Below are 21,495 nucleotides of genomic sequence, written 5' to 3'. Positions count from 1 at the left end.
CCCCGCTGGTCCATTCGGATGCGAACGGGCCGCCGCTGGTAACCCCGCGGCGGGCGGTTGCCGACACCGTCGGCATGACCTCTTCTTCGTACAGCCGCAAGGGGCTGGCCGCACTGGCCGCCGCCGTCTGCGTCGCGGGCGTGACCGGCTTCGCCCCCGCCCCCGCCACCGACCCCCGGGAGCCCGCGGCCGACGCGCCGTGGGTGGTGTCGCTGGGCGACAGCTTCATCTCCGGCGAGGCGGGCCGCTGGTTCGGCAACAGCAACGAGTCGGCGAACGGCTGGTCCGGCACCGACCGGGCGTACGACCCGGAGACCGACGAGAGCCACCCGGAGGACGTGTACGGCGCCTCCTACGAGGACGGCTGCAACCGCTCCGACGTCGCCGAGGTGCAGTCCCTCACGCTGGACGTCCGCAAGCTCAACCTGGCCTGCTCCGGGGCGACGTCGAGCGCCGTCAAGCTCCCGGAGCACGGCGGCAAGCCGTTCAAGGGCGAACCCTCGCAGGCCGAACAGCTGCAGAAGGCGGTGACCGGGCAGCCGGTGCGCGCCGTGGTGGTGTCGATCGGCGGCAACGACCTCGGGTTCTCCGACATCATCGCCGAGTGCACGAAGCAGTTCGTCAAGCCCTACGGCGGCTCCCCCTGCGCGCCCGACGCCGAGCAGCAGGTCAAGGACCGGCTGCCCGGCGTGCGGACGGCCGTGGTCGAGACGCTCGCCGACGTGAAGACCGCCCTGAAGCGGGCCGGGCACCGGGACGGCTCCTACCGGCTGGTCCTGCAGTCCTACCCGTCCCCGCTGCCCAGCGCCGACCGGGTCCGCTACCCCGGGGAGAAGTACGACCGGCTCAGCGAGGGCGGCTGCCCGTTCTTCGACCAGGACCTCACCTGGGCGCACGACGACCTCGTCCCGCAGATCAGCGCCACCGTCGCCGAGGCCGCGCACGAGGCCGGGGCCGAGTTCCTCGACCTCTCCCGGGCCTTCGAGGGCCGCGAGGTCTGCGCCAAGGGCACCCGGCAGGCCGACCTCCAGCACCCGCCCTCCGGGCGGAGCAGCGAGTGGGTGCGCTTCCTGACCTCCGGCCTGGGCCAGGGCCAGCTCCAGGAGTCGCTGCACCCCGACGCCTTCGGCCAGCAGGCCCTCGGCGCCTGCCTGAGCCTCCACCTGGAGCAGCCCACCGGCGACCGCCGCTGCATCAACACCCCCGGCCGCGGACCCGCGGAGATGGAGCTGGCGGCGGTGGAACCGGCGGCGACCAGCGGCTGACCGCCGAGCGGATCGTGGCCGCCCTGGAGCACCTGACCTTCCGCACCCCGAAACCGGCCCGCTTCGGCAGCGGCTACCGGCGGGCCGCGGTGCTGCGGGCCGCGGGCTTCGACGAGGCGGCCGTCCACCGGGCGGGACGGGCCGGGGCATGACGGCGGACGTCGAGGGCGCGGCGGGCGCCACGGGGGTGCCGGGCGGGCGGCACGGGGCGTGGGGGCGCCGGGTGCTGTCGGTGCTGCTGGGGACGGGCGTGCTGCTGACCGGGTGGGCGCTGGCGGGGTCGGACCGGCCGGCCGGGCGGGCGGCGTGGCTGGTGCTGCGGGACGGGGTGTTGACGCTGGCGGTGGCGGCCGGGCTGTTCTCGGCCGTCGCGGGGCTGGCCTGCGCGCTGCGCGCCGCCGGGGTGCCGCGGCGCCGCGCAGCGGCGGTGGCCGGGCCGGTGCCGGAGGGCCCCGGCGGGGCGGACGGCCCGCACGGCCCGCACGGCCCGCACCGGAGGTCGCGGTGAACCTGCCCGTCGGTCCGCTGACCACGTTCGTCCTGCTGGTGCTGGGCTACGGGCTCACGTACTTCCTGGTGCTGCAGTTCTCCGGGTGGCTGCGGGCCCGGGCCGAGCGGCTCCGTCCCGCCGAACCCGACGTGGCGGCGGGGGAGTTGGTGTTCTGGTTCCTGGTGCCCTGCCTGGACGAGGAGGCGGTGGTCGGCGCCACGGTGGCCAACCTGCTGGCCCAGGACCCGCGGGCCCGGGTGACGGTGGTCGACGACGCCTCCGCCGACGCGACCGCCGAGCGGGCCCGGGCGGCGGGCGGCGACCGGGTGGAGGTGCTGTCGCGGCGACTGCCGCAGGCCCGGCAGGGCAAGGGCGCGGCGCTGAACGCGGCGCTGCCGCACCTGGTCGCGGCGACGGAGCGGCTGGGCGTGCCGGAGGAGCGGGTGGTGGTGGCGGTGATGGACGCGGACGGGTGGCTGAGCCCCGGCGCCCTGGCGCACGTCGCCCCGCTGTTCGCCGACCCGGCGGTGGGCGGGGCGCAGTTGGCCGTCCGGATCCGCAACCGGGACCGGCTGCTGACCCGGATCCAGGACGCCGGGTTCTGGGGCGCCGCCGCGACCGCGCAGTACGGGCGCGACCCGTTCGGGACGGTCAGCCTGGGCGGCAACGCCCAGTTCGCCCGGCTGTCGGCGCTGCGCTCGGTGCCCGGCGCGCCGTGGACGGACTCGCTGACCGAGGACCTCGACCTGGCGCTGTCGCTGGCCGTGCGGGGCTGGCGGCTGCGCACCACCAGCCTGGCGCACGTCGTCCAGGAGGGCCCGGAGCACCTGCGGGCGCTGCTGCGCCAGCGCACCCGCTGGGCGCAGGGGCACATGGTCTGCGCCGGACGGCTGGGCGAGGTGTGGCGCAGTTCGCGGCTGGGCACGGCGGCGGCGCTGGAGCTGGCGCTGTACCTGCTGCAGCCGTGGTGCCTGGCGCTGCCCTGGTCGGTGCTGGCGCACCTGCTGGCGGTGCTGGGCGTGCTGGCGACGCTCGCGGTGGGCGCGCACAGCGGGGTGGCGGCGGCCGTGGCGACCGCGGTGGCGGTCTACCTGCTGGCGTTCGCGCCGCACCTGTACCAGGCCACGCTGTACCACCGGCGCACCCGGCACTACGGCTGGTGGCGTTCGGTCGGGCTGCACCACGCCTCGTACCTGCTGACGTACGTCACCTACCTGGCGACTTGGCGGGCGCTGTGGCGGATCGTCCGGGGGCGGCGGGACTGGGCGAAGACCCGGCGGGTGGCCCGGGCGGCCGAGGGGCAGTAGGCGGCCGGCGGGGGCGGAGGCGGGTGGGGCGGGAGCGGGGGCGGGTGGGGCGGGAGCGGGGGCGGGCGGAAGCGGAGGCAAACCCTCCCCCGGCGGAACGGCGTCGTTCGACCAAGCGTCAGGCCCCTTGGGCAAAGGGCTGGTTCGGATCGGCGCCGAGTCCTTGTTGGGCATGAGCATGCCCCTCTAGGGTCGCACACCAGTCCGTCCCCGCACGGACGCCCCGGCCGAACGGCGGCCCCGAACCCCCGCCTTCGCGCCCGCCCCGCCGCGCGCCCGGACACCATCCGTCCGCACGGCCCGGCATGCACCGCTTCCGGTCACCCCAGCCAAGGAGGCACCTCCCGCATGCGCACTTCCGCCGCCGCCCGCCGCACGGCCCTCGCCGTCGCGGGCACCGCCGCCCTCGCCCTCTCCGCCCTCACCACCGCCGCCCCGGCGGGCGCCGTCGTCGACCCCCAGGTACGCGGCCAGGGCGGTACGTCCTGGGTGCGGGCCTGCGACACCCTCGCCCACGGCGACACCGTGGCCTGTCACGCCCTGCGGGTGACCAGCACGGTCGAACCGGTCGCCGCGTTCGGCGTCAGCCCGCACCTCACCCCGGCCGGCTACGGGCCGAGCGACCTGCTCAGCGCGTACAAGCTGCCCGCGAACGGCGGCGCGGGCACCACCATCGCCATCGTCGACGCCTACAACGACCCCAACGCCGAGGCCGACATGGCCGTCTACCGCTCCCAGTACGGCCTGCCCGCCTGCACGAAGGCCAGCGGCTGCTTCAAGCAGGTCAACCAGAGCGGCGGCAGCACCCTGCCCGCCAACAACACCGGCTGGGCCGGGGAGATATCCCTCGACCTCGACATGGTCTCCGCGATCGCCCCCAACGCCCACATCGTGCTGGTCGAGGCCAGCAGCGCGACCATGGCCAACCTCGGCACCGCGGTGAACACCGCGGTCGGCCTGGGCGCCAAGTACGTCTCCAACAGCTACGGCGGCAGCGAGTCCTCCGCCGACACCTCGTACGACAGCTCCTACTTCAACCACCCGGGCGTCGCCATCACCGTCTCCTCCGGCGACTCCGCGTACGGCGCCCAGTACCCGGCCGCCTCCAAGTACGTGACCGCGGTCGGCGGCACCGCCCTCAAGCGGGACAGCAGCACCCGCGGCTGGTCGGAGAGCGTCTGGCTGACCAACTCCACCGAGGGCACCGGCTCCGGCTGCTCCAAGTACGACGCCAAGCCGACCTGGCAGAAGGACACCGGCTGCACCAGGCGCACCATCGCCGACGTCTCCGCCGTCGCCGACCCCGCCACCGGCGTCGCCGTCTACCAGACCTACGGCGGCAGCGGCTGGGCCGTCTACGGCGGCACCAGCGCCGCGGCTCCGATCATCGCCGGGGTCTACGCCCTCGGCGGCGCCCCCTCCTCCGGCTCCAGCCCGGCGTCCTTCCCGTACGCCCACACCAGCGCCCTGTTCGACGTCACCACCGGCTCCAACGGCTCCTGCTCCCCGACCTACCTGTGCAAGGCGGGCACCGGCTACGACGGCCCGACCGGCCTCGGCACCCCCAACGGCACCACCGCCTTCAAGGGCTGACGCCCCGACCCGCCGCGGAGGCCGCCACCGACCCGGTGGCGGCCTCCGCCGCTGCCCGGCTCAGGCCGGCCGGAGCGTCACCGCGTGCTGCGCACGGACGAGTTGCAGCATCGGGCACCGCGCGTCGGCGGCGGCCAGCAGCGCGGCCAGCGTCGGCGCGGGCACGTCGCCGCGCAGGTCCACGGTCGCCGTCAGGTCGTACGGGACGGCGGGGGCGTCGGTCGGGACGCCGAAGAAGCGGGCGTCGTTGTTGCGGGCGGTGACCCGGACCTCGGCCCGGTCCAGCGGGACGTCCTCCAGCGCGGCGATGCACAGCAGGGTGTGCGTCAGGCAGGTGCTGACCACCGCGCACAGCAGCTCCGGCGAGGACGGCCCGAGGTTGAACCCGCCGATGTCCGGGCCGCCGTCCCCGAGGAACGACCACTCCCCCACCCGCACCTTGCGCACCCCGGTCGCGTCGTCGGCCACGCAGACCGCGGAGACCTCCTCGTCCCAGTCCGCACTGCTCGGCCGCCGCCGCGCGGCGTCCCGCATCGCGGCGCCCTTGTCCTTCAAGTGCTCGGCCAGGCCGGGCCGTTGACCCGTAGTCGTGTTCGTCATGCCCGGTAGCGTACGGGCCGCTCCCCGAGTGCCCACCGGAACGCGGGCCCCGAAGGCGGCCGTCGGCGCCGAGGAGCGTGTACCGGCGGTTCTGCCGGGCGGCGTCCGTGGTGGTCACGTCGTCGTGTCGTCACGTCGATGCGTCGTCACGTCGGTGGGTCGGTACGTCGTCACGTCGGTACGTCGTCACGCGGCGTCGTGGAAGACCAGGCCGAGCGTGCGCCGGGTGCCCGATCGCACCGTGCTGACGCCGTGCCGGACCGGTGCCGCGGACCAGCCCCGGGCGGAGCGGACCGGGCGGTCCCGCGTGGTGAAGACCAGGCCGTGGCCCTGCGGGAGGACGGTGGAGGTGCAGCGGGACTGGGCGCGCGGGCGCTGCTCGACCAGCAGGAACTCGCCGCCCGTGTAGTCGCGGCCCGCCTCGTCCAGGCCGATCACGACCTGCAGCGGGAAGACCAGGTCGCCGTAGAGGTCGCGGTGCAGCGCGTTCCAGTCGCCGGCGCCGTAGCGCAGCAGGATCGGGGTGGGCCTGTCCTGCCCGGCCTCGCGGCACAGGTCCAGCCACTGCTCCAGGGTGTCCGGCCAGGGCGCGGGGCGGCCCAGCTTCGCGGCCCAGTCGCGGGCGACGGGCAGCAGCTCGGGGTACAGGGCCTCCCGCAGGGTGCGCACCGGCTCGGGGAGCGGGTGGCCGAAGTAGCGGTACTGGCCGGAGCCGAAGCGGTACCGGGCCAGGTCGACGGTGGAGCGGAAGTGCCGGGTCTCCTCGTACAGCGCGGCGAGGGCGCGGCACTGCTCCGGGGTCAGCAGGCGCGGGGTGGGCGCGCAGCCGTGCTCGTTCAACTCCTCGGTCAGGGCGGGCCAGTCGGCCCCGGCGACCAGTTCGCGCACGGCGGGTGCGGGACGGGTGGTGGCGGTCATGGTTCCTCCGGTGTGCGGCCCGGCGCCCTCGCGGCGGAGCGGGTGGTGCTCGCGCTCCTGCGGCGGGTCGCCCGCGGGCTCTCGGTCGTCGTGCGCGCGGCCGCCGGTCGGCTCCCCTCGCCGGGGCCGGCTCGGACGTCCTCGTGGACGTCAGCTTTCGCCATCCGGCGGGTGGTGTCCGGCGGTATTCGGACGTCGCGCGCGGGCGGCCCGCCGACCCGGCCGGGACGGCCTCGCGGTCGCCCAGGGGGACGCGCCGTCCGGAAACCGGTGCGGGCGCTGCGTACCCTGACAGGTCGTCAATCCGGTAACAGGGCCGACTACACGGTGCCGGTCCCCCGGGGAACGTGACACGCCCCACACTGGGCCAACCCCCGCGGCGCCGGTCCGACCGGCCCGGTGCCGTGCCCAGTGCCCCGCGCCCCCGAGGAGTCACCGTGTCCGCCACCGAGCAGTCCTCCGCCGTCCAGGGACCGCCACCCGTCCAACGCCTCAAGGCGAACTCCGTCGGACTGACCGGCGTGATCTTCATGGCGCTGGCGACGGCCGCGCCGATCACCGCGATGACCGGCAACCTCCCGGTGATCGTGGGCGGCGGCAACGGCGTCCACGCGCCCGCGGGCTTCCTCTTCGTCACCCTGGTGCTGACCGTCTTCACGGTCGGGTACGTGTCGATGGCCCGGCACATCACCACCGCCGGGGCGTTCTACGGCTACGTCTCGCACGGTCTGGGCCGGGTGGCCGGTCTGGCCTCGGGCATGCTGGCGGTGCTCGCGTACGTGGTGTTCGAGGCCTCGATCGTGGGGATCTTCGCCTACTTCGCCCAGCAGGCCGTGGAGTCGCAGTTCGGGGTCGACCTGCCCTGGCAGGTGTTCGCGCTGGCGATGCTGGCCGTCACGGCGGTCCTGTCGTACTTCGACCTGGAGGTGGCCTCGAAGGTCCTCGCCGTGTTCCTGGTCGGCGAGGTGCTGATGCTCACCGTGCTGGCCGCCGCGGTCCTGGCGCACGGCGGCGGCCCGGACGGCCTGCACGCCTCGTCCCTGAACCCGACCGGCGCGTTCGCCGGGGTGAACGCCGGGGTCGGCCTGTTCTTCTGCTTCTGGTCGTGGATCGGCTTCGAGTCGACCGCGATGTACGGCGAGGAGTCCCGCAACCCCCAGCGGATCATCCCGCGCGCCACCCTGCTCGCGGTCGTCCTGCTCGGCGTGCTCTACACCTTCGTCTCCTGGATGGTGCTGAGCGGGAACGGCCCGGCGCAGGCCCTCGCCACCGCCGCCGGCTCCAACCCGCTCGACCTGTTCCTCGGCCCGGCCCGGCAGTACCTGGGCCCGTGGGCGGTCACCGCCTTCCAGTGGCTGATGGTGACCAGCGCCTTCGCCTGCGGCATGGCCTTCCACCAGTGCGCGGCCCGCTACCTGTACGCGATCGGCCGCGAGGGCTTCCTGCTCCCGGCGCTCGGCCGCACCCACCCGCGGCACGGTTCCCCCTACGTCGCCTCGTTCGCCCAGACCGGCATCGCGCTGGCCGTCGTGGCGGCCTTCTGGGCGACCGGCCAGGACCCGTACGTCAGCCTGTACACCCTCACCGCGATCCTCGGCACGCTCGCCCTGCTGGTGGTGCAGACGCTGTGCTCCTTCGCCGTGATCGCCTACTTCCGCCGCCACCACCCCGAGTCCCGGCACTGGTTCCGCACCTTCACCGCCCCGCTGCTCGGCGGGCTCGGCATGCTCGCCGCGATCGTGCTGCTGGTGACGAACCTGGACACCGCGGCCGGTGCGGCCTCGAAGATCCTCTTCTTCCGGTTCATCCCGTGGATCGTCGTCGCGGTCTTCCTCGGCGGCATCGCGCTCGCCCTCTGGATGCGGGCCAGGCACCCGGAGCGGTACGAGGTGATGGGCCGGCTGGTCGTCGAGAGCGCCCAGGAGCGCACGGAAGAGGAGCACCCGGACGACGCACCCGCCACCGCCGCGCTCTGACGCCCCACCCCCTTCCCGCCGCTGTCGAGACCCCCACCCCGAGAACGGAAAGGCCCTCCCCCATGGCGCGCACCCACCAGGCCCGACTGATCCGCAACCTGCTCGCCGACCAGGCGGTGGCCGAACGGCTGCACCTGCCCGTCGACGACTACCGCGGCCTCCGCGACGAGGCCCGCACCGACCCCGACGGCCCCTCCCGCCGCGCGCTGCTCGCCCGGGCCGCGGCCGTCGGCGCCGGCCTGGCCGGGGCGGCCGCCCTGGGCGGCGGCGCCCGGGCCCACGCCGCCCCCGCCCCCGTCCCGAAGATCGGCGGCTCCCCCCGGATCGCGATCGTCGGCGCCGGGATCTCCGGCCTGAACGCGGCCCTGACCCTCGCCGACAAGGGGGTCGCGGCCACCGTCTACGAGGCCAGCCCCACCCGGATCGGCGGCCGGATGTACTCCGGCGGCAGCCCCGCCAACCCCGGCACCTGGAACCAGGGCCAGGTCTCCGAGTGGGGCGGCGAGCTGGTCGACACCGGCCACCACGCGATCAAGACCCTCTGCCAGCGCTTCGGCCTCGGCCTGACCGACGTCGGCGCCGCCCTGCCGCCCGGCGCGGAGGGCGTCTTCCACTTCCACGGGCACTACTACCCGAAGGAGCAGGTCGACGCCGACTTCAAGCAGATCTGGCAGACCGTCAAGAGCGACGTCCAGGCCGGTGGTTCCGCCCCCACCTGGAACAGCCACAACGCCGCCTCGGTCGCCCTGGACCGCATGTCGATCCGCGACTGGATCGAGTCCCGCGTCCCCGGGGGCTTCGGCAGCGACCTCGGCGCGCTGCTCGACTGCGCCTACGCCGTCGAGTACGGCGCCGACACCACCGCGCAGTCCTCCTACGCGATGCTGGTGATGCTCTCCTGGCAGTCCAGCCCGGGCAACCTCTCCATCTGGGGCGGCTCCGACGAGCGCTGGCACATCACCGGCGGCAACGACCAACTGCCCCGGGCCATCGCCGCCGCGCTGCCCGCCGGGACGGTGCAGCCGGGCCACACCCTGCAGGCGGTCGTCCGGAACGCCGACGGCACCCAGACCCTCACCTTCGCCCTGGACGGGGGCGGCACGAGGACGGTCGTCGCCGACCACACCGTCCTGGCCGTGCCGCTGCCGATCCTCCAGGAGCACGTCGACCTGTCGCGGGCCGGGCTCGACCCGATGATGAAGGGCGTCCTGGCGAACATGCGGATGGGCGCCTGCACCAAGCTGAACATGCAGTTCACCCGCCGCGACTCCTGGTCCGGCACCGGCGCCTGGCCCGGCGTCTCCAACGGCGAGTGCTTCGCCGACCTGCCCTACCAGCAGGCCTGGGACGTCACCCGGGGCCAGGCCGGGAGCAACGGCATCCTGGTCCAGTACGGCGGCGGCAGCCTCGCCCGCGGCCTGACCCCGCCGACCGCGTTCACCGACGCCGCCACCCCGTACACCCGCAACCTCGTCGACGACTACCTCAGCCAGATCGACAGCGTCTGGCCCGGCACCAAGGCCGCCTGGAACGGCCGGGCCACCCTCTCCGCCTGGCACCTGAACCCGTACTCGTACGGCGCCTACTCCTACTGGCCGGTCGGCTACCTGACCGGCTACGCCGGGTACGAGGGCACCGCGCAGGGCAACCTGCACTTCGCGGGCGAGCACACCTCCTACGACTTCCAGGGGTACATGAACGGCGGCGCCGTCGAGGGCGCCCGGGCCGCCGGGGAGGTGCTGGCCGCCCTCGCCTGACCCAACGCACGCCCCCGAACGGGGGGTTACGCGCTCCATCCGGGGGAGACCGCGAGGTCACGCGGTCTCCCCCGGCCAAGCGAAATCCCGCCTCCAGGCGGCGCAGGGCGGCGGCGGGGTCGGGGTGGCGGCGGGGCGCGGTCCCCTTGCATGGGCCGCATGTCAACTCTTCGACACGGGCGTCACCGCACGCTCCGGTCCGACCTGCTGCTGCCCTGGGTGCGGCAGACCTGTGCCCCCCGGCGGCGGCCCGCCGTCTCGCCCGCGGCCTGGCGCTCGCTGCTGGCGGTGACCGCCCCGGCCGCTCTCGGCCTGATGGCCGGGCGGCCCGCCGAGGGGGTGATGGTGGCGCTGGGCGCGCTCTCGGCGGTGCTGACCGACGTGGCAGCCGGCTACCGGCACCGGGCGGTCACCATGCTGCCGCCCCAACTGCTGGGCGTGGCCGGGGCGTTCGCGACCCTGACCGCCGAGGGCGGGCCGCTCGCGCCGTACCTGCTGCCCGCGCTCGGGGTGGCGGCGGGGGTGCTGGCCTGCCTGGGACTGGAGGGCTCGCTCGGCGCGATGATCCTGCTGATGGACGCCGAGGTGGCCATGGACCTGCCGCTGCCCGGGCCGCTCTGGCTGCCCCCGGCGCTGATGCTGCTGGGCGGCCTGTCGGTGGTCGCGCTGGCGCTGGCCGGACGGCCCTTCTTCCGCGGCCGGGCCGAACGGGCGCTGCTGGCCCAGTGCCTGACGGACTGCGCGGCGGTACTGGAACCGGACGCCGCCGGGGCCGCCGGAACCGCCCGGCGGCGCGCCCTGCACGACGCGCTCGAACGGGCCCGGCACACCGGCGCGGTCGGTGGCGGCCCGCTCCCGGCCCGCCACCTGCCCGGGCTGCTCGCCCTCGCCGGGACGGCCTCCGCGGCCGGGGCCCGCGGGCTGTCCTGTGACGGGGCGCTGCGCGAGCGGCTGCGCGCCGAGGCGCAGCGGATCGCGGCGGGCCACCCGGCGTCGGACGCGCCGTGGCCGCCGGGGCGCGGGCCGCTGGACGCGCGGCTGGCGCGGGCGGCCCGGGACGCGGTCGCGCCCGAAGTCCCGTCGTCCGCAGGCGCGTTGACCGGAGTCGGCGCGGGCGGCCGGTCGGCCGGTCGGTGGGCGGTGGCCCGGGCGGTGCTGGTGGACCCGCGGTCCTGGCTGGGCGGCCTGCGGGTGGGCCTGGCACTGCTGCTGGCGGGGGCGGCGGCCGCGTACTGCGAACTGCCGCACCCGTACTGGGCGGTGCTGAACGTGACCTTCGTGTGCCGTCCGGACATCGGGCCGGTCACCGGCCGCGCGCTGGAACGGTTCTGCGGGACGGCGCTCGGCCTGCTGTGCAGCGGGCTGGTGCTGGCCTGGACCGGGTCGGACGCGGTGCTGCTGGCGGTGCTCGCGCTGGCGGCCGGGCTGGTCCCGGCGCTCTCCGGGACGGGCTACCTCTACCAGGCGGCGGCGCTGGCCACGGTGGTCATGACGGTCACCCAGCTCGCGGGCGACCCGGGGCTGCCGCTGCTGCTGCCCAACCTGGCCTCCTGCGCGATCGGCTGCCTGGCCGCGGCCCTCGCCTGCGAACTGCTCGGCCCCCGCCACCGCCGGCTCGCGGTGGCCCGCCGCCTCGCCGCCGCGGTCGAGCAGGCCACCCTCGCGCTGACCCCGCACCACCCGCGCACCGCGCTCGCCCCGCACCTGCACCTGGCGGTGGCCCGCGCCGAGTTCGAACGCGCCCGGCGCGAGCCGCCGTGGCGGCAGGGGGCCACCGGCCGGTGGGCCGCCCTGATCGACGAGGTGGAGCGGACGGTGGACGCCGCCCTCGCCCCCGCCCTCGCGCCCACCGACCACCGCCACTTCGACACCACCCGCCACCACCTGCACCGCCTCGCCGAACGGCTGCGCCACCCGGACGGCTTGAACGCCCCGGACGGGGCGACGGGCGCGGCAGCAGGCACACCGGCAGGCGCAGCAGCAAACGCAGCAGCAGGCACACCGGCAGGAGCAGCAGCGGGCACACCAACAGCCGCAGCAGCAAGCGCAGCAGCGGCAGGCACGGCAGCGGGCCCACCGGCAGGCGCAGCGACGAACGCACCGACGGCCGCGGCAGCGTGCGCCGCGACGGCGGAGGGCCGGCGCCCGGCTGCGCCCGCGCCGCGGGCGCCCGGGGTCGGGCGGCGCAGCGCCCGGGTCGGGTAGGGGCGGCGCGGCCCCGGCGGCGTCCGTCGGGGTGTCGAGGGCGGCGGTCCCCGTCGGCGGGGTCGGACAGGTTCCCGGCATGCCCGACACCGATCCCCTGGTCCCCGTCCTCGCCGGACTCGTCGTCGACGTCGTCCGCTTCCTCGACGACTGCGAGGACGACGAGGTCGACCCCGACTCCGCGGTCCGCATGACGGAGGACGCGTGCCGGGTGCTGAAGCAGCTGCCGCCGGAGCAGCTCGACCGCTTCCTGGCCGTGCCGGCGGGCCTGGCCGCGGCGGAGCCGGACCCGCGGCGGCGGGAGTTCCTGGCGGAGTTCCCCTCCTCCTGCGGCCTCGTCCCGGAAGGCCCCGGGGACTGAGGCCGGGCCCCGCGGGCCGCGGCCTCTGCCCGCGGCGAATCTGCGGCGGGCAGAGAACCCTTCGCCGGGGGCCGCCGGGCGCCGACAGTGGAGTCACCGACCCTCCGTCAGCACCGGGAGAAGCGATGACCCCACTGCCCCTTGCCCTCCAACAGCTCCGCCCCCGGGCGGAGGACGGCGACACGCCGCCCAACCCGTTCGACGACCACCTGGCGGCGCTGCTGCTGGCCCGGCGGATCGTGCTGCTCGGCACGCAGGTCGACGACGTGTCGGCGAACCGGGTGTGCGCGCAGCTGCTGCTGCTCTCGGCGGAGGACCCGGAGAGCGACATCAGCCTGTACATCAACAGCCCGGGCGGCTCGGTGACGGCCGGGCTGGCCATCTACGACACCATGCGGCTGATCCCGAACGACGTGTCGACCCTGGCGATGGGGTTCGCCGCCAGCATGGGGCAGTTCCTGCTGACGGTGGGCGCGCGGGGCAAGCGGTTCGCACTGCCGAACGCGCGGATCATGATGCACCAGCCCTCGGCGGGCATCGGCGGCACCGCGGCCGACATCGAGATCCAGGCGGAGAACCTGGAGTACACCAAGCGGGCCATCGAGCGGATCACCGCCGAGCACACCGGGCAGAGCCCGGAGACGATCGCCCGGGACGGCGACCGGGACCGCTGGTTCACGGCCGAGCAGGCCCGCGACTACGGGATGGTCGACCGGGTGCTGGAGTCGCTGTCCGAGGTCGGCGCCGGGGCGTCGCGGCGACGGGCGGGGCTGTGACCATGGCCTCCTACCCGATCCCGTACGTGATCGAGCGGACCGCGCAGGGCGAGCGCTCGTACGACGTGTTCAGTCGGCTGCTCAACGAGCGGATCGTCTTCCTCGGCACCGAGATCGACGACGGCGTGGCCAACGTGGTGATCGCCCAGTTGCTGCACCTGGAGTCCGCGGGCCCCGACCAGGAGATCGCGATCTACCTGAACTCGCCCGGCGGGTCGTACACCGCGCTGATGGCGGTCTACGACGCGATGAGCTTCGTGCAGTGCCCGATCGCCACCTACTGCGTCGGGCAGGCCGCCTCCACCGCGGCGGTGCTGCTGGCGGGCGGCGACCCGGGGCGGCGGGCGGTGCTGCGGCACTCCCGGGTGCTGCTCGGGCAGCCCGCCAGCGGCGGGCAGCGCGGGACGGTCTCCGACCTGAGCCTGGCCGCCAAGGAGGTGCTGCGGATCCGCGCCCAGGTGGAGGAGGTGCTCTCCCGGCACACCGGCCACCCGGTGGCCGAACTGCGGGCGGACATGGACCGGGAGAAGGTGTTCGGCGCGGAGGAGGCCGTCGCGTACGGTCTCGCCGACCGGGTGCTGAACAGCCGCCTCCCCGCCGTCTGAACCCGGTGCGGCGGGCCGCTGCCGGGGGGCCGTCAGGCCGCCAGGCAGAGCCCGCCGTACCGGCCCGCGGTGGCCGACCGGCCGCCCAGGGCGATCGCGCTGCGGGCGGTGGTGCGGCGCAGGGCGGTCGCGCTGCGCGCCGCGACGAGTTCCTGCTGCACCAGCGAGAGCACGTCGCCGAGGCCGAGGCCGAGCGCCCGGGCGGCGGCGGCGAGCACCTCCGAGGAGGCCTCCTTGCGGCCGCGCTCCAGCTCCGACAGGTAGGGGACGGAGATCCGGGCGGCCTCCGCGACGTCCTTCAACGTCCGTTCCTGGGCGAGGCGTTCGCGTCGCAGCACGCCGCCCACCACGTCCCGCAGCAGCGGCTCCCTGGTCTGCTCGGGCTGCTGCGCCTCCGGCCGGGGGCGCAGCGGGACGACGCGGTTCCGGAGGTCGGTCGGCGCGGGGGAGGCGTGAGGTGTCATCTCCCCAGCCTAGGCACCGCGCCCCCGGGCGGAAGCCCGCGCCGCTCTGCCCTCAGCAGAACCGGCCGTCGGGGGGCGGTGCTCCCCCGACGGCCGGTCCGCACTGCGCCGGTTCGGCTACTCCTTGCCGGGCACCGCCAGGATGCACAGCAGCGAGCAGGCCACTGCGGAGGACGCCGCGGTGGTGGTCGGGGTGGTGCCCGCGGGCGCGTTCGCGGCGACGAAGTTCGCGGACGCGGTGTTCTTCAGCGGCAGCGCCAGCAGCAGCGAGCTGCAGTGGATCTGGCGGCTGCTCCCGGCGGCCAGCGCGAACGTCCCGGCGGCGTTCCGGCAGGCGGGCGTGGTCGCGTCGTTGACGGTGACCTGGGCGGCGTCGACCGGTCCGGCGTTGGTGACGGTGATCCGCCAGTACGCGGTGCCGAGCAGGCCGAGCAGGCCGACGGGGCTGGTCTTGGCCCAGGGGCCGGGTCCGCCGGGTCCGCAGTCGTGCGGGTTGGCGGAGCCGCAGATCTCCTTCTCGACGCTGACCTTGGGCTGGCAGCCGCTGCCGGGGGCGACGGCGGTGGTGACGGTGTTGGAGGTGAGCGCGCCGGTGGCGTCGGTGCCGGTGGCGGTGTTGGTGACCTTGCTGGTGGCGCAGTCGGCGCCGACGGTGGTGCGGAAGCAGATCTGCGGCGCGTCGCCCCGGTACTCGACGACCAGCATCGGGTGGTTGGTGGCGGTGAAGTCGCCGGTGCTGGTGAGCACGAGTTGGGCGGTGACGGTGAGCGCGGGGTGCGCGGCGGGGTCGATGCCGCTCAGGTCGACGGTGCCGTCGGGGGCGAGGCCGGGGTTGGCGACGGGGGTGCCGTCGGGGTCGGTGACCTGGACGCGGGAGGCGGCGAGGTCGAGGTGCGTGAGGTCGAGGCCGGTGAGCCGGGCCCGGGTGTAGGCCTGGACGTGGCCGGTGCTGCCGTCGCAGTAGAAGTCGGCGGGGGCGAGGGTGACGGTGGCGCCGCTGTGCTGGCAGGGGCTGGCGGCGGTGGCCGGGTCCATCGAGAAGAGGATCCCGGCGTCGCCGAGCCCGATCAGGCAGCGGGTGGTGCTGTCGTAGCGGTAGCCGTAGTCGCGGGTGACGCCGTTGTTGGCGGTGGGGTGGGTGGCGATCTGCGGGAACCCGGCGCAGGGGGCGGCGGCCGTCCAGTCGTAGCAGACGGTGGCGCCGTTGCCGCCGCTGCCGCCCCAGACGGGGAAGTAGCTGCGGGTGCCGCCCTCGGTGCCGACGGTCTCGGGGTCGAAGCTCAGCGTCCCGCCGCTGAGGGCGGACAGCGCGGTGGGCGCGGCGAGCGGCGTGCCGTCGACGGCGTAGCAGGTGGTCAGCACGGTGGCGCCGCCGACGGTGCTGGTGCAGGCGCCGACGGGGTGCCCGGCGGTGTCGTACGCGGTGTAGGCGTTGTACGTGTAGTACGCGGAGGTGGGTCCGGCAGGGTGCGGGGTGTCCCAGCCCGCGCAGACGGTGTTGGTGGTGGTGTCGAAGCAGCCGAGGGCGGGCGGTCCGGTGACGCTGGAGCCGCCGCCCTGCGGGGCGGAGGAGGCGAACACCTTGTCGCCGACGGTGGTCAGGCCGCCCTGGTAGAGCGCGGTGGGGTTGCCCGGCAGGTCGTGGTTGGGGGCGACGACCGGGCCGTAGGGCTGTCCGGCGCAGGGGGTGCGGGCGGGCAGGGCCAGGCAGAGCACCCGGCCGGTGCTGGCGACGGCGTAGAGGTTGTCGCCGACCTTCACCAGTCCGGCGAGGCTGTTGGCGCTGCTGGGGCTGGTGCCGTTGGCGGCGAGCGCGGTGTAGCCGCAGTTGGCGTGGGCGGCCAGGTCGAGGCAGGCGACGCCGACGCCGGTGGCGGTCGAGGCCGGGTAGTACAGCAGGTTGGGCTGCTGGGGGTCGAGCACGTACTTGGAGGTCAGCGGGCTGCCGAGGTCGCCGGTGTTGCCGGTGCCGAGCGGTCCGGCGGCGCTGTTCAGCGGGCGCGGCCAGGGGCCGCCGCTACAGGGCTGACCGGTGGTCAGGCTGCTGCACACCACCTTGGCGGCGGCCGGGGTGGCGTGGTGGTAGATGCTCCAGGCCTGCACCTCTCCGGTGGGGGTGCGGTACAGCACGGGGGTGTAGCCGTCGCCGCCGGTGGCCTGCGCGGTGGGCTGGACGGGGGCCAGCAGCAGCGGGGAGACCTCCGTGCCGCCTGCCCGGGAGACCGGGTTCTCGGCCCGGACCGCGACGGTGGCGGCGCCGGTGTCGTTCGGCCCGAAGGTGCTGCCGTCGGTCGACCAGGAGGCGGTCCAGCCCGGCGGCACCTTCAGCGAGCCGGGCACGTACGCCTGGGCGCCGCCCGCCCCGGTGATCGCGTCGGTGACGGTGGCCGGGGCGGGGGTGTCGCCGGTGGTGCCGTTGCGGTACTGGACGGTCCAGTTGAGGGTGTCCCCGTGCTCGGCGGTGGCGGCGCCGGGGTGGGTGGTGTTCTGCACGCTCTTGACCAGCGCGGAGCCCGACGCGGTGTCGGCGGCGGTGGCGGTGTCCGCGGCGGCGGCCCGGCCGCTCGCGGGGAGGGTGCCGCCCGCGCCGAGCAGCAGCAGGGCGGTGGCGAGGGCCGCGGCCAGGGCGGCGCGCGGCGTCCCGGCTCGGCGGGTGCGGTCGGCTCGACGGATCGGAAGGGGCGGGCGCTGGCTTCTCAGCACGGTTTCTCCACCTCGGATCAGCAGCTGGCCTGACGGTGCGTCAGGTCACGCCGCGGACCAAGGTAGGGTGGCGGGCCGTTCGCCCCGGACCGACTTCTCACATTGGTCGCACCATGACTGGATATGACCATCCGCTCGGCGCGTAATCGTCCCGGAAAACGAACGGCCGTGCGCCGGCCGTCCGGGGGTTCGCCCGCCGGGTCCGCTCAGGCTTCTCCGTGCAGGCTCGGCAGGTTGACCACGATCGCCTCCTGGGTGCTGCGGGCGATCACCACCACCGCCTCGTGCGCGGGATCGGGGTTCTCCTCGCGGTGCGGGACGTAGGGCGGCACGAAGACGTAGTCGCCCGGCCCGGTGCGCAGCCGGACCTCGACCGGCTCGCCGGAGGAGTGGTCCAGGAAGACGAACTCGGGATGGCCGCTGACCACGTGGATGGCGGTCTCCGACTCGCCGTGGTGGTGGTCGGAGGAGGCGGTGGCCGGGGCGACGTGGGTCTGGCCCATCCAGAGCTTCTCCGAGCCGACGGTGCGTCCGCTGATCGCCGCGAACCTGCGCATCCCGCCGCTCTGCGCGGTGTCGCCGTCGAGCCCGTCGGCCCTGACGTGGTGCAGGCGGGCGCGCAGCGGGACGGCGGCGTCGGGGTCGGCGGTGCCCGGCGCGGGCAGGTGCGGGTGGAAGCCCTCCCCCGCGCAGGTGGTCGCGCTCGCGTCGCTCGCCGGTGCGGGGTGGTGCGGTGCGGCGGACACGGGTCCTCCCGGGTTCGGCGGCGGTGGCGCACGGACTCGCGGCGGCGCCGGGAACGCGTCGGCGGGGTGCGCGGAACGGGGGAACGCTAGGCGCGCCCGGAAAAGGATGTCAAGGGGCGTCCTTCCGGCCGCGCCCCGGTCGAGCCGGCGTGCGACACGGAGCGTCCGCCCACCTGCGAGGGCGGCGCCTCGCGTGAAAGTCCGCCGGGGTTTTCACGCGGGAGTTTCCCGGCCGGTCCGGGCCCCGACCTGCCGAAAGCCCAATTGTTCACATACATGAACTACGGTCACGTACAAGTCCATTGACGCGCCCAGAACAGGCTCCTACTGTCCCTGGAGCGGCGCCGCACCCGCACCACGTTCACATCCGTGACCCCACCCCTTGGAGACGAACGCATGCGCAAGAGAGCAGCCCTCGCGTCCGTGGCCCTGCTGGCCGGCACCGTGGCCGTGCTGTCGGGCGGCCCGGCCAGCGCCGCGGCCACCCGCTACGAGGCCGAAGCCTCCCCCGCCGTCTGCACCGGCACCGTCGACTCCGACTGGACCGGCTTCTCCGGCTCCGGCTTCTGCAACGGCACCAACGCCACCGGCGCGTACGTCCAGTTCACCGTGAACGCCGCCGCCGCGGGCACCGCGACGCTGCAGTTCCGGTTCGCCAACGGCACCACCACCGCCCGGCCTGCCGACCTCGCCGTCAACGGCACCGCCACCGGCACGCTCTCCTTCGAGGGCACCGGCAGCTGGACCGGCTGGACCACCAAGTCGGTGACCGTGCCGGTCCGTTCGGGCAGCAACACGATCCGGCTCACCCCGACCACCGCGGCCGGCCTGCCCAACCTGGACTACCTCGACGCCGAGGTCACCTCCTCCTCCGGCACCACTCCCCCGCCCACCGCGAGCGCCCTCTACGTCGCCCCGAACGGCACCGACGGCGCCGCGGGCACCCAGTCCGCCCCCACCACGCTCACCTCCGCGATCTCCCGGATCACCCCCGGCGGCACCATCTACCTGCGCGGCGGCACCTACCCGCTCGGCAGGACCGTCACCGTCCCCGCAGGCAGCAACGGCACCGCCGCCGCCCGCACCACCCTGTCCGCGTACCCGGGCGAGACCCCGGTGCTCGACTTCTCCGCGATGACCGAGGACCCGGCCAACCGCGGGCTGGTCGTCAACGCCGACTACTGGCACGTGTACGGGCTCACCGTGCAGCACGCCGGGGACAACGGCATCTACGTCGGCGGCAGCCACAACGTCATCGAACGGACCGTCACCCGGTACAACCGCGACTCCGGCCTGCAACTCGGCCGGATCTCCTCCAGCACCCCCGCCTCGCAGTGGCCCTCGGACAACCTGGTCCTCAGCGCCGAGTCGCACGACAACGCCGACTCCGACGGCGAGGACGCGGACGGCTTCGCCGCCAAGCTCACCGTCGGCCCCGGCAACGTCTTCCGCTACGCCGTCTCGCACCACAACATCGACGACGGCTGGGACCTCTACACCAAGACCGACACCGGCCCGATCGGCCCCGTCACCATCGAGGACTCGCTCTCCTACGCCAACGGGACGCTCTCCAACGGCACCGTCAACGCCAACGGCGACCGCAACGGCTACAAGCTCGGCGGCGACGACATCGCGGTCAACCACACCGTCCGCCGCAGCATCGCCTACCGCAACGGCCACCACGGCTTCACCTGGAACAGCAACCCGGGCACCATGACGGTCTCCGACAACCTGGGCATCGACAACGCCGAACGCAACTACTCCTGGGACGGCGGCACTTCGGTGTTCCGCGACAACACCTCCTGCCGCTTCGCCGTCAGCGGCTCCAACGACAAGACCGTCGGCAACGCCGATACCAGCAACCAGTTCTGGACCGGCACCAACGGCTCCCGCTGCGCCCCCTACGCGGGCGCCCTCGCCTGGTCCTTCGCCTCCGACGGCCGCCTGGTCGTCACCATCGGCGGCAAGACCGTGACCCTGTGAACCCCTGACCCGGGAACGCCCCACCCGGGAACGCCTGACCCGGGAACGCCCCGGCGCGTCGGCCCGCCCCGCACCCCGGGGCGGGCCGACCGCCGTCCCGTCAGACCGTGGCGGCGGGCGTCCGGTCGGGGACCGGCAGCCGCTTCTCGGCGAACATCACCAGCAGCGCGAGCCCGGTCAGCAGGCTGCCGACCAGCGGCATCACCCGGACCCCGGTGGCGGCCACCAGGCCCGCCCCCAGCAGCGACCCGGCGGCGATGCCGAGGTTGAAGACCGCGCTCGTCGCGGCCGAGGCCATGTCGGTGCTGCCGGGCGCCACCTGCAGGGCGCGGTGCTGGACGGCCGCGGCGAGCGCGCTGAAGGACAGGCCGAGCAGGGCGAGCATCGCCAGGGCGGGCGGTTTGACCGTCCCGAACGCGCCCAGCCCCAGCAGCGCGACGGTGAGCACGCCCAGCACCGTGACCAGCGCCCGCCAGGGGTAGCGGTCCAGGTAGCGGCCGAGCAGCAGGGTGCCGAGCACGCCGGAGACGCCGGAGACCGAGAGCAGCGGGCCGAGCGAGCCCTTCGCGAAGCCGCTGACGTCCAGCAGCAGCGAGGTGAGGTAGGTGAAGGTGCCCATGGCGCCGGTGACGGCCAGGCCGGTGACGACCAGCAGCACGGTCAGCCGTCGGCGGTCGGGGGTGGTGCCGCGGGCGGAGGTGCTCTCCTCCGGGGCGGAGCCGGGCAGCAGCAGGGCGACGGCCAGGCAGGTGGCGGCGCTGAGGCCGCTCATCACGCCGAAGGTGACCCGCCAGTCGGTCTGCTGGGCCAGCCAGGTGCCGACCGGGACGCCGAGCACCGGGGCGAGGCCGTTGCCGACGGACAGCCGGGTCAGCATCCGGCCGCGGACCCCGGGCGGGAACAGGCCGGTCGCGGTGGAGGCCACCACCGCCCAGAACATCGCCTGGGTGAGGCCGGTGAGCAGCCGGGAGACCAGCAGGACCCAGTAGTTCCCGGCGACCGCGGCGACCAGGGTGGCCAGCGCCAGGACCGCGAGGGTGCCGCCGAGCAGCAGTCGGCGCGGGATCCGCCGGGTGGCGTGGGCCAGCGGCAGCGAGGCCAGCAGCACGACCAGGGCGTAGCCGGTCACCAGCAGGCCGATCTGGGACTCGGAGCGGCCCAGGTCGGAGGCGATGATGGTGAGCAGGCCGGTGGGCAGCACCTCGGTGGTGACGAAGCAGAAGGCGGCGAAGGAGAGCGCGAGGAGCGCGGCGACGGCCCGGCGGTGCGGGACGGCGCGGTCGGCGACGGGGGCACCGGTGACGGCGGTGGTGGCCACGGGCGTTCTCGCTTTCGCTGGTGAGGGGCTCCGAGGAGGTCGACCGCACGGGCGGCGCACCCTGGGGCAGCCCGATGGTGCCCGGTCAACTCCCTTGTCCACAAACGGGTTCGAGTGTTCTGCGCAGGGGCCTCCGCATCGTTCCGGAGATCCGTCCCTCCCCGAAGGCGCTCGTCCCCGAAGACCGCGTGGGAGCGCTCCCAAGCTGAGCTGTCGGACAGCATCCCAGCGCTGGGGGTCCCTGTCAAAAGGTTTGACGACGTACCAGCCGCGCAGGCGGTCGAGCTTCCCGCACTCCGGGGGATGCTCCTATGGCTGTCAAGCTGCTGGAGCGAGGTCGGTTTGGGTGATTTGTGGGGTGGGTGTCCTGGTCAGGGCGCGGTAGACCTCGCGGGCGACGAATCGCTTGAGGCATCGCATGATGTCCT

At 74.9% G+C, this 21,495-nt stretch carries 18 protein-coding genes; 12 read left to right on the top strand and 6 right to left on the bottom strand.

Translation table 11 applies throughout. The features are described from left to right. The first annotated feature begins 74 nt into the window (after positions 1-74). The 5 genes from QSK52_RS09420 (at position 75) to QSK52_RS09400 (ending at position 4,655) form a co-directional block, all read left to right on the top strand. Positions 75-1,265, top strand: coding sequence for a GDSL-type esterase/lipase family protein (locus QSK52_RS09420; protein WP_285735481.1), 1,191 nt, complete (start codon positions 75-77; stop codon positions 1,263-1,265). 14 nt (positions 1,266-1,279) lie between these two features. Next, entirely contained in the window at positions 1,280-1,417 is a 138-nt protein-coding gene (locus QSK52_RS09415) for a hypothetical protein (RefSeq protein ID WP_285735480.1), read from the top strand. Continuing rightward, entirely contained in the window at positions 1,414-1,773 is a 360-nt protein-coding gene (locus tag QSK52_RS09410; RefSeq protein ID WP_285735479.1) for a hypothetical protein, read from the top strand. Before QSK52_RS09415 ends, QSK52_RS09410 begins: the two co-directional genes overlap by 4 nt. Continuing rightward, positions 1,770-3,062: a glycosyltransferase family 2 protein gene (locus QSK52_RS09405; RefSeq protein WP_285735478.1), complete on the top strand. Its 1,293-nt coding sequence runs from the start codon at positions 1,770-1,772 to the stop codon at positions 3,060-3,062. Before QSK52_RS09410 ends, QSK52_RS09405 begins: the two co-directional genes overlap by 4 nt. Before the next feature lie 348 nt (positions 3,063-3,410). Next, the gene (locus tag QSK52_RS09400; protein ID WP_285735477.1) at positions 3,411-4,655 is read left to right on the top strand and encodes a S53 family peptidase; all 1,245 of its coding nucleotides are present in this window, start codon (positions 3,411-3,413) and stop codon (positions 4,653-4,655) included. Between the two features lie 60 nt (positions 4,656-4,715). On the opposite strand, the gene QSK52_RS09395 is transcribed toward QSK52_RS09400, so the two are convergent. Both QSK52_RS09395 and QSK52_RS09390 read right to left on the bottom strand, forming a co-directional pair. Further along, entirely contained in the window at positions 4,716-5,255 is a 540-nt protein-coding gene (locus tag QSK52_RS09395; RefSeq protein ID WP_285735476.1) for an OsmC family protein, read from the bottom strand. A gap of 186 nt (positions 5,256-5,441) precedes the next feature. Next, a complete protein-coding gene (locus QSK52_RS09390; RefSeq protein WP_285735475.1) occupies positions 5,442-6,173 on the bottom strand; it encodes a 2OG-Fe(II) oxygenase in 732 nt (243 codons plus the stop codon). A gap of 530 nt (positions 6,174-6,703) precedes the next feature. On the opposite strand from QSK52_RS09390, the gene QSK52_RS09385 reads away from it, so the two are divergent. The 6 genes from QSK52_RS09385 to QSK52_RS09360 all read left to right on the top strand — a co-directional run bounded on the left by QSK52_RS09385 (position 6,704) and on the right by QSK52_RS09360 (position 13,853). Beyond that, positions 6,704-8,149, top strand: a complete 1,446-nt coding sequence (locus QSK52_RS09385; protein WP_285735738.1) for an APC family permease — start codon at positions 6,704-6,706, stop codon at positions 8,147-8,149. A 62-nt stretch (positions 8,150-8,211) separates the two neighbouring features. Then, complete coding sequence (locus QSK52_RS09380) at positions 8,212-9,906, top strand: flavin monoamine oxidase family protein (RefSeq protein ID WP_285735474.1); 1,695 nt, start codon at positions 8,212-8,214, stop codon at positions 9,904-9,906. Positions 9,907-10,065: 159 nt separating this feature from the next. Then, positions 10,066-12,111 carry an FUSC family protein gene (locus tag QSK52_RS09375; protein ID WP_285735473.1) on the top strand — a complete coding sequence of 682 codons (2,046 nt, stop codon included), beginning with the start codon at positions 10,066-10,068 and terminating at the stop codon, positions 12,109-12,111. A gap of 79 nt (positions 12,112-12,190) precedes the next feature. Further along, positions 12,191-12,472 carry a hypothetical protein gene (locus QSK52_RS09370; protein ID WP_285735472.1) on the top strand — a complete coding sequence of 94 codons (282 nt, stop codon included), beginning with the start codon at positions 12,191-12,193 and terminating at the stop codon, positions 12,470-12,472. Positions 12,473-12,597: 125 nt separating this feature from the next. Beyond that, entirely contained in the window at positions 12,598-13,248 is a 651-nt protein-coding gene (locus QSK52_RS09365; protein ID WP_285735471.1) for a ClpP family protease, read from the top strand. A 2-nt stretch (positions 13,249-13,250) separates the two neighbouring features. Then, positions 13,251-13,853, top strand: a complete 603-nt coding sequence (locus QSK52_RS09360; RefSeq protein WP_285735470.1) for a ClpP family protease — start codon at positions 13,251-13,253, stop codon at positions 13,851-13,853. Positions 13,854-13,885: 32 nt separating this feature from the next. On the opposite strand, the gene QSK52_RS09355 is transcribed toward QSK52_RS09360, so the two are convergent. From QSK52_RS09355 to QSK52_RS09345, 3 genes are all read right to left on the bottom strand, one after another. After that, positions 13,886-14,317 (bottom strand): helix-turn-helix domain-containing protein, encoded by a 432-nt coding sequence (locus QSK52_RS09355; RefSeq protein WP_285735469.1) that lies wholly within the window; start codon positions 14,315-14,317, stop codon positions 13,886-13,888. 117 nt (positions 14,318-14,434) lie between these two features. After that, positions 14,435-17,020, bottom strand: coding sequence for a DUF7617 domain-containing protein (locus QSK52_RS09350; protein ID WP_285735468.1), 2,586 nt, complete (start codon positions 17,018-17,020; stop codon positions 14,435-14,437). Between the two features lie 206 nt (positions 17,021-17,226). Further along, on the bottom strand, positions 17,227-17,766 hold the full coding sequence (locus QSK52_RS09345) for a cupin domain-containing protein (RefSeq protein WP_285735467.1): 540 nt from the start codon (positions 17,764-17,766) through the stop codon (positions 17,227-17,229). A 396-nt stretch (positions 17,767-18,162) separates the two neighbouring features. On the opposite strand from QSK52_RS09345, the gene QSK52_RS09340 reads away from it, so the two are divergent. Further along, positions 18,163-19,749 (top strand): carbohydrate-binding protein, encoded by a 1,587-nt coding sequence (locus QSK52_RS09340; RefSeq protein ID WP_285735466.1) that lies wholly within the window; start codon positions 18,163-18,165, stop codon positions 19,747-19,749. 100 nt (positions 19,750-19,849) lie between these two features. On the opposite strand, the gene QSK52_RS09335 is transcribed toward QSK52_RS09340, so the two are convergent. Next, a complete protein-coding gene (locus QSK52_RS09335; protein WP_285735465.1) occupies positions 19,850-21,067 on the bottom strand; it encodes an MFS transporter in 1,218 nt (405 codons plus the stop codon). Positions 21,068-21,495 lie beyond the last annotated feature (428 nt).

Source organism: Kitasatospora phosalacinea, from assembly GCF_030268885.1.
Taxonomy (GTDB): domain Bacteria; phylum Actinomycetota; class Actinomycetes; order Streptomycetales; family Streptomycetaceae; genus Kitasatospora; species Kitasatospora phosalacinea_C.
This window is presented reverse-complemented; position numbering and strand designations above follow the sequence as displayed.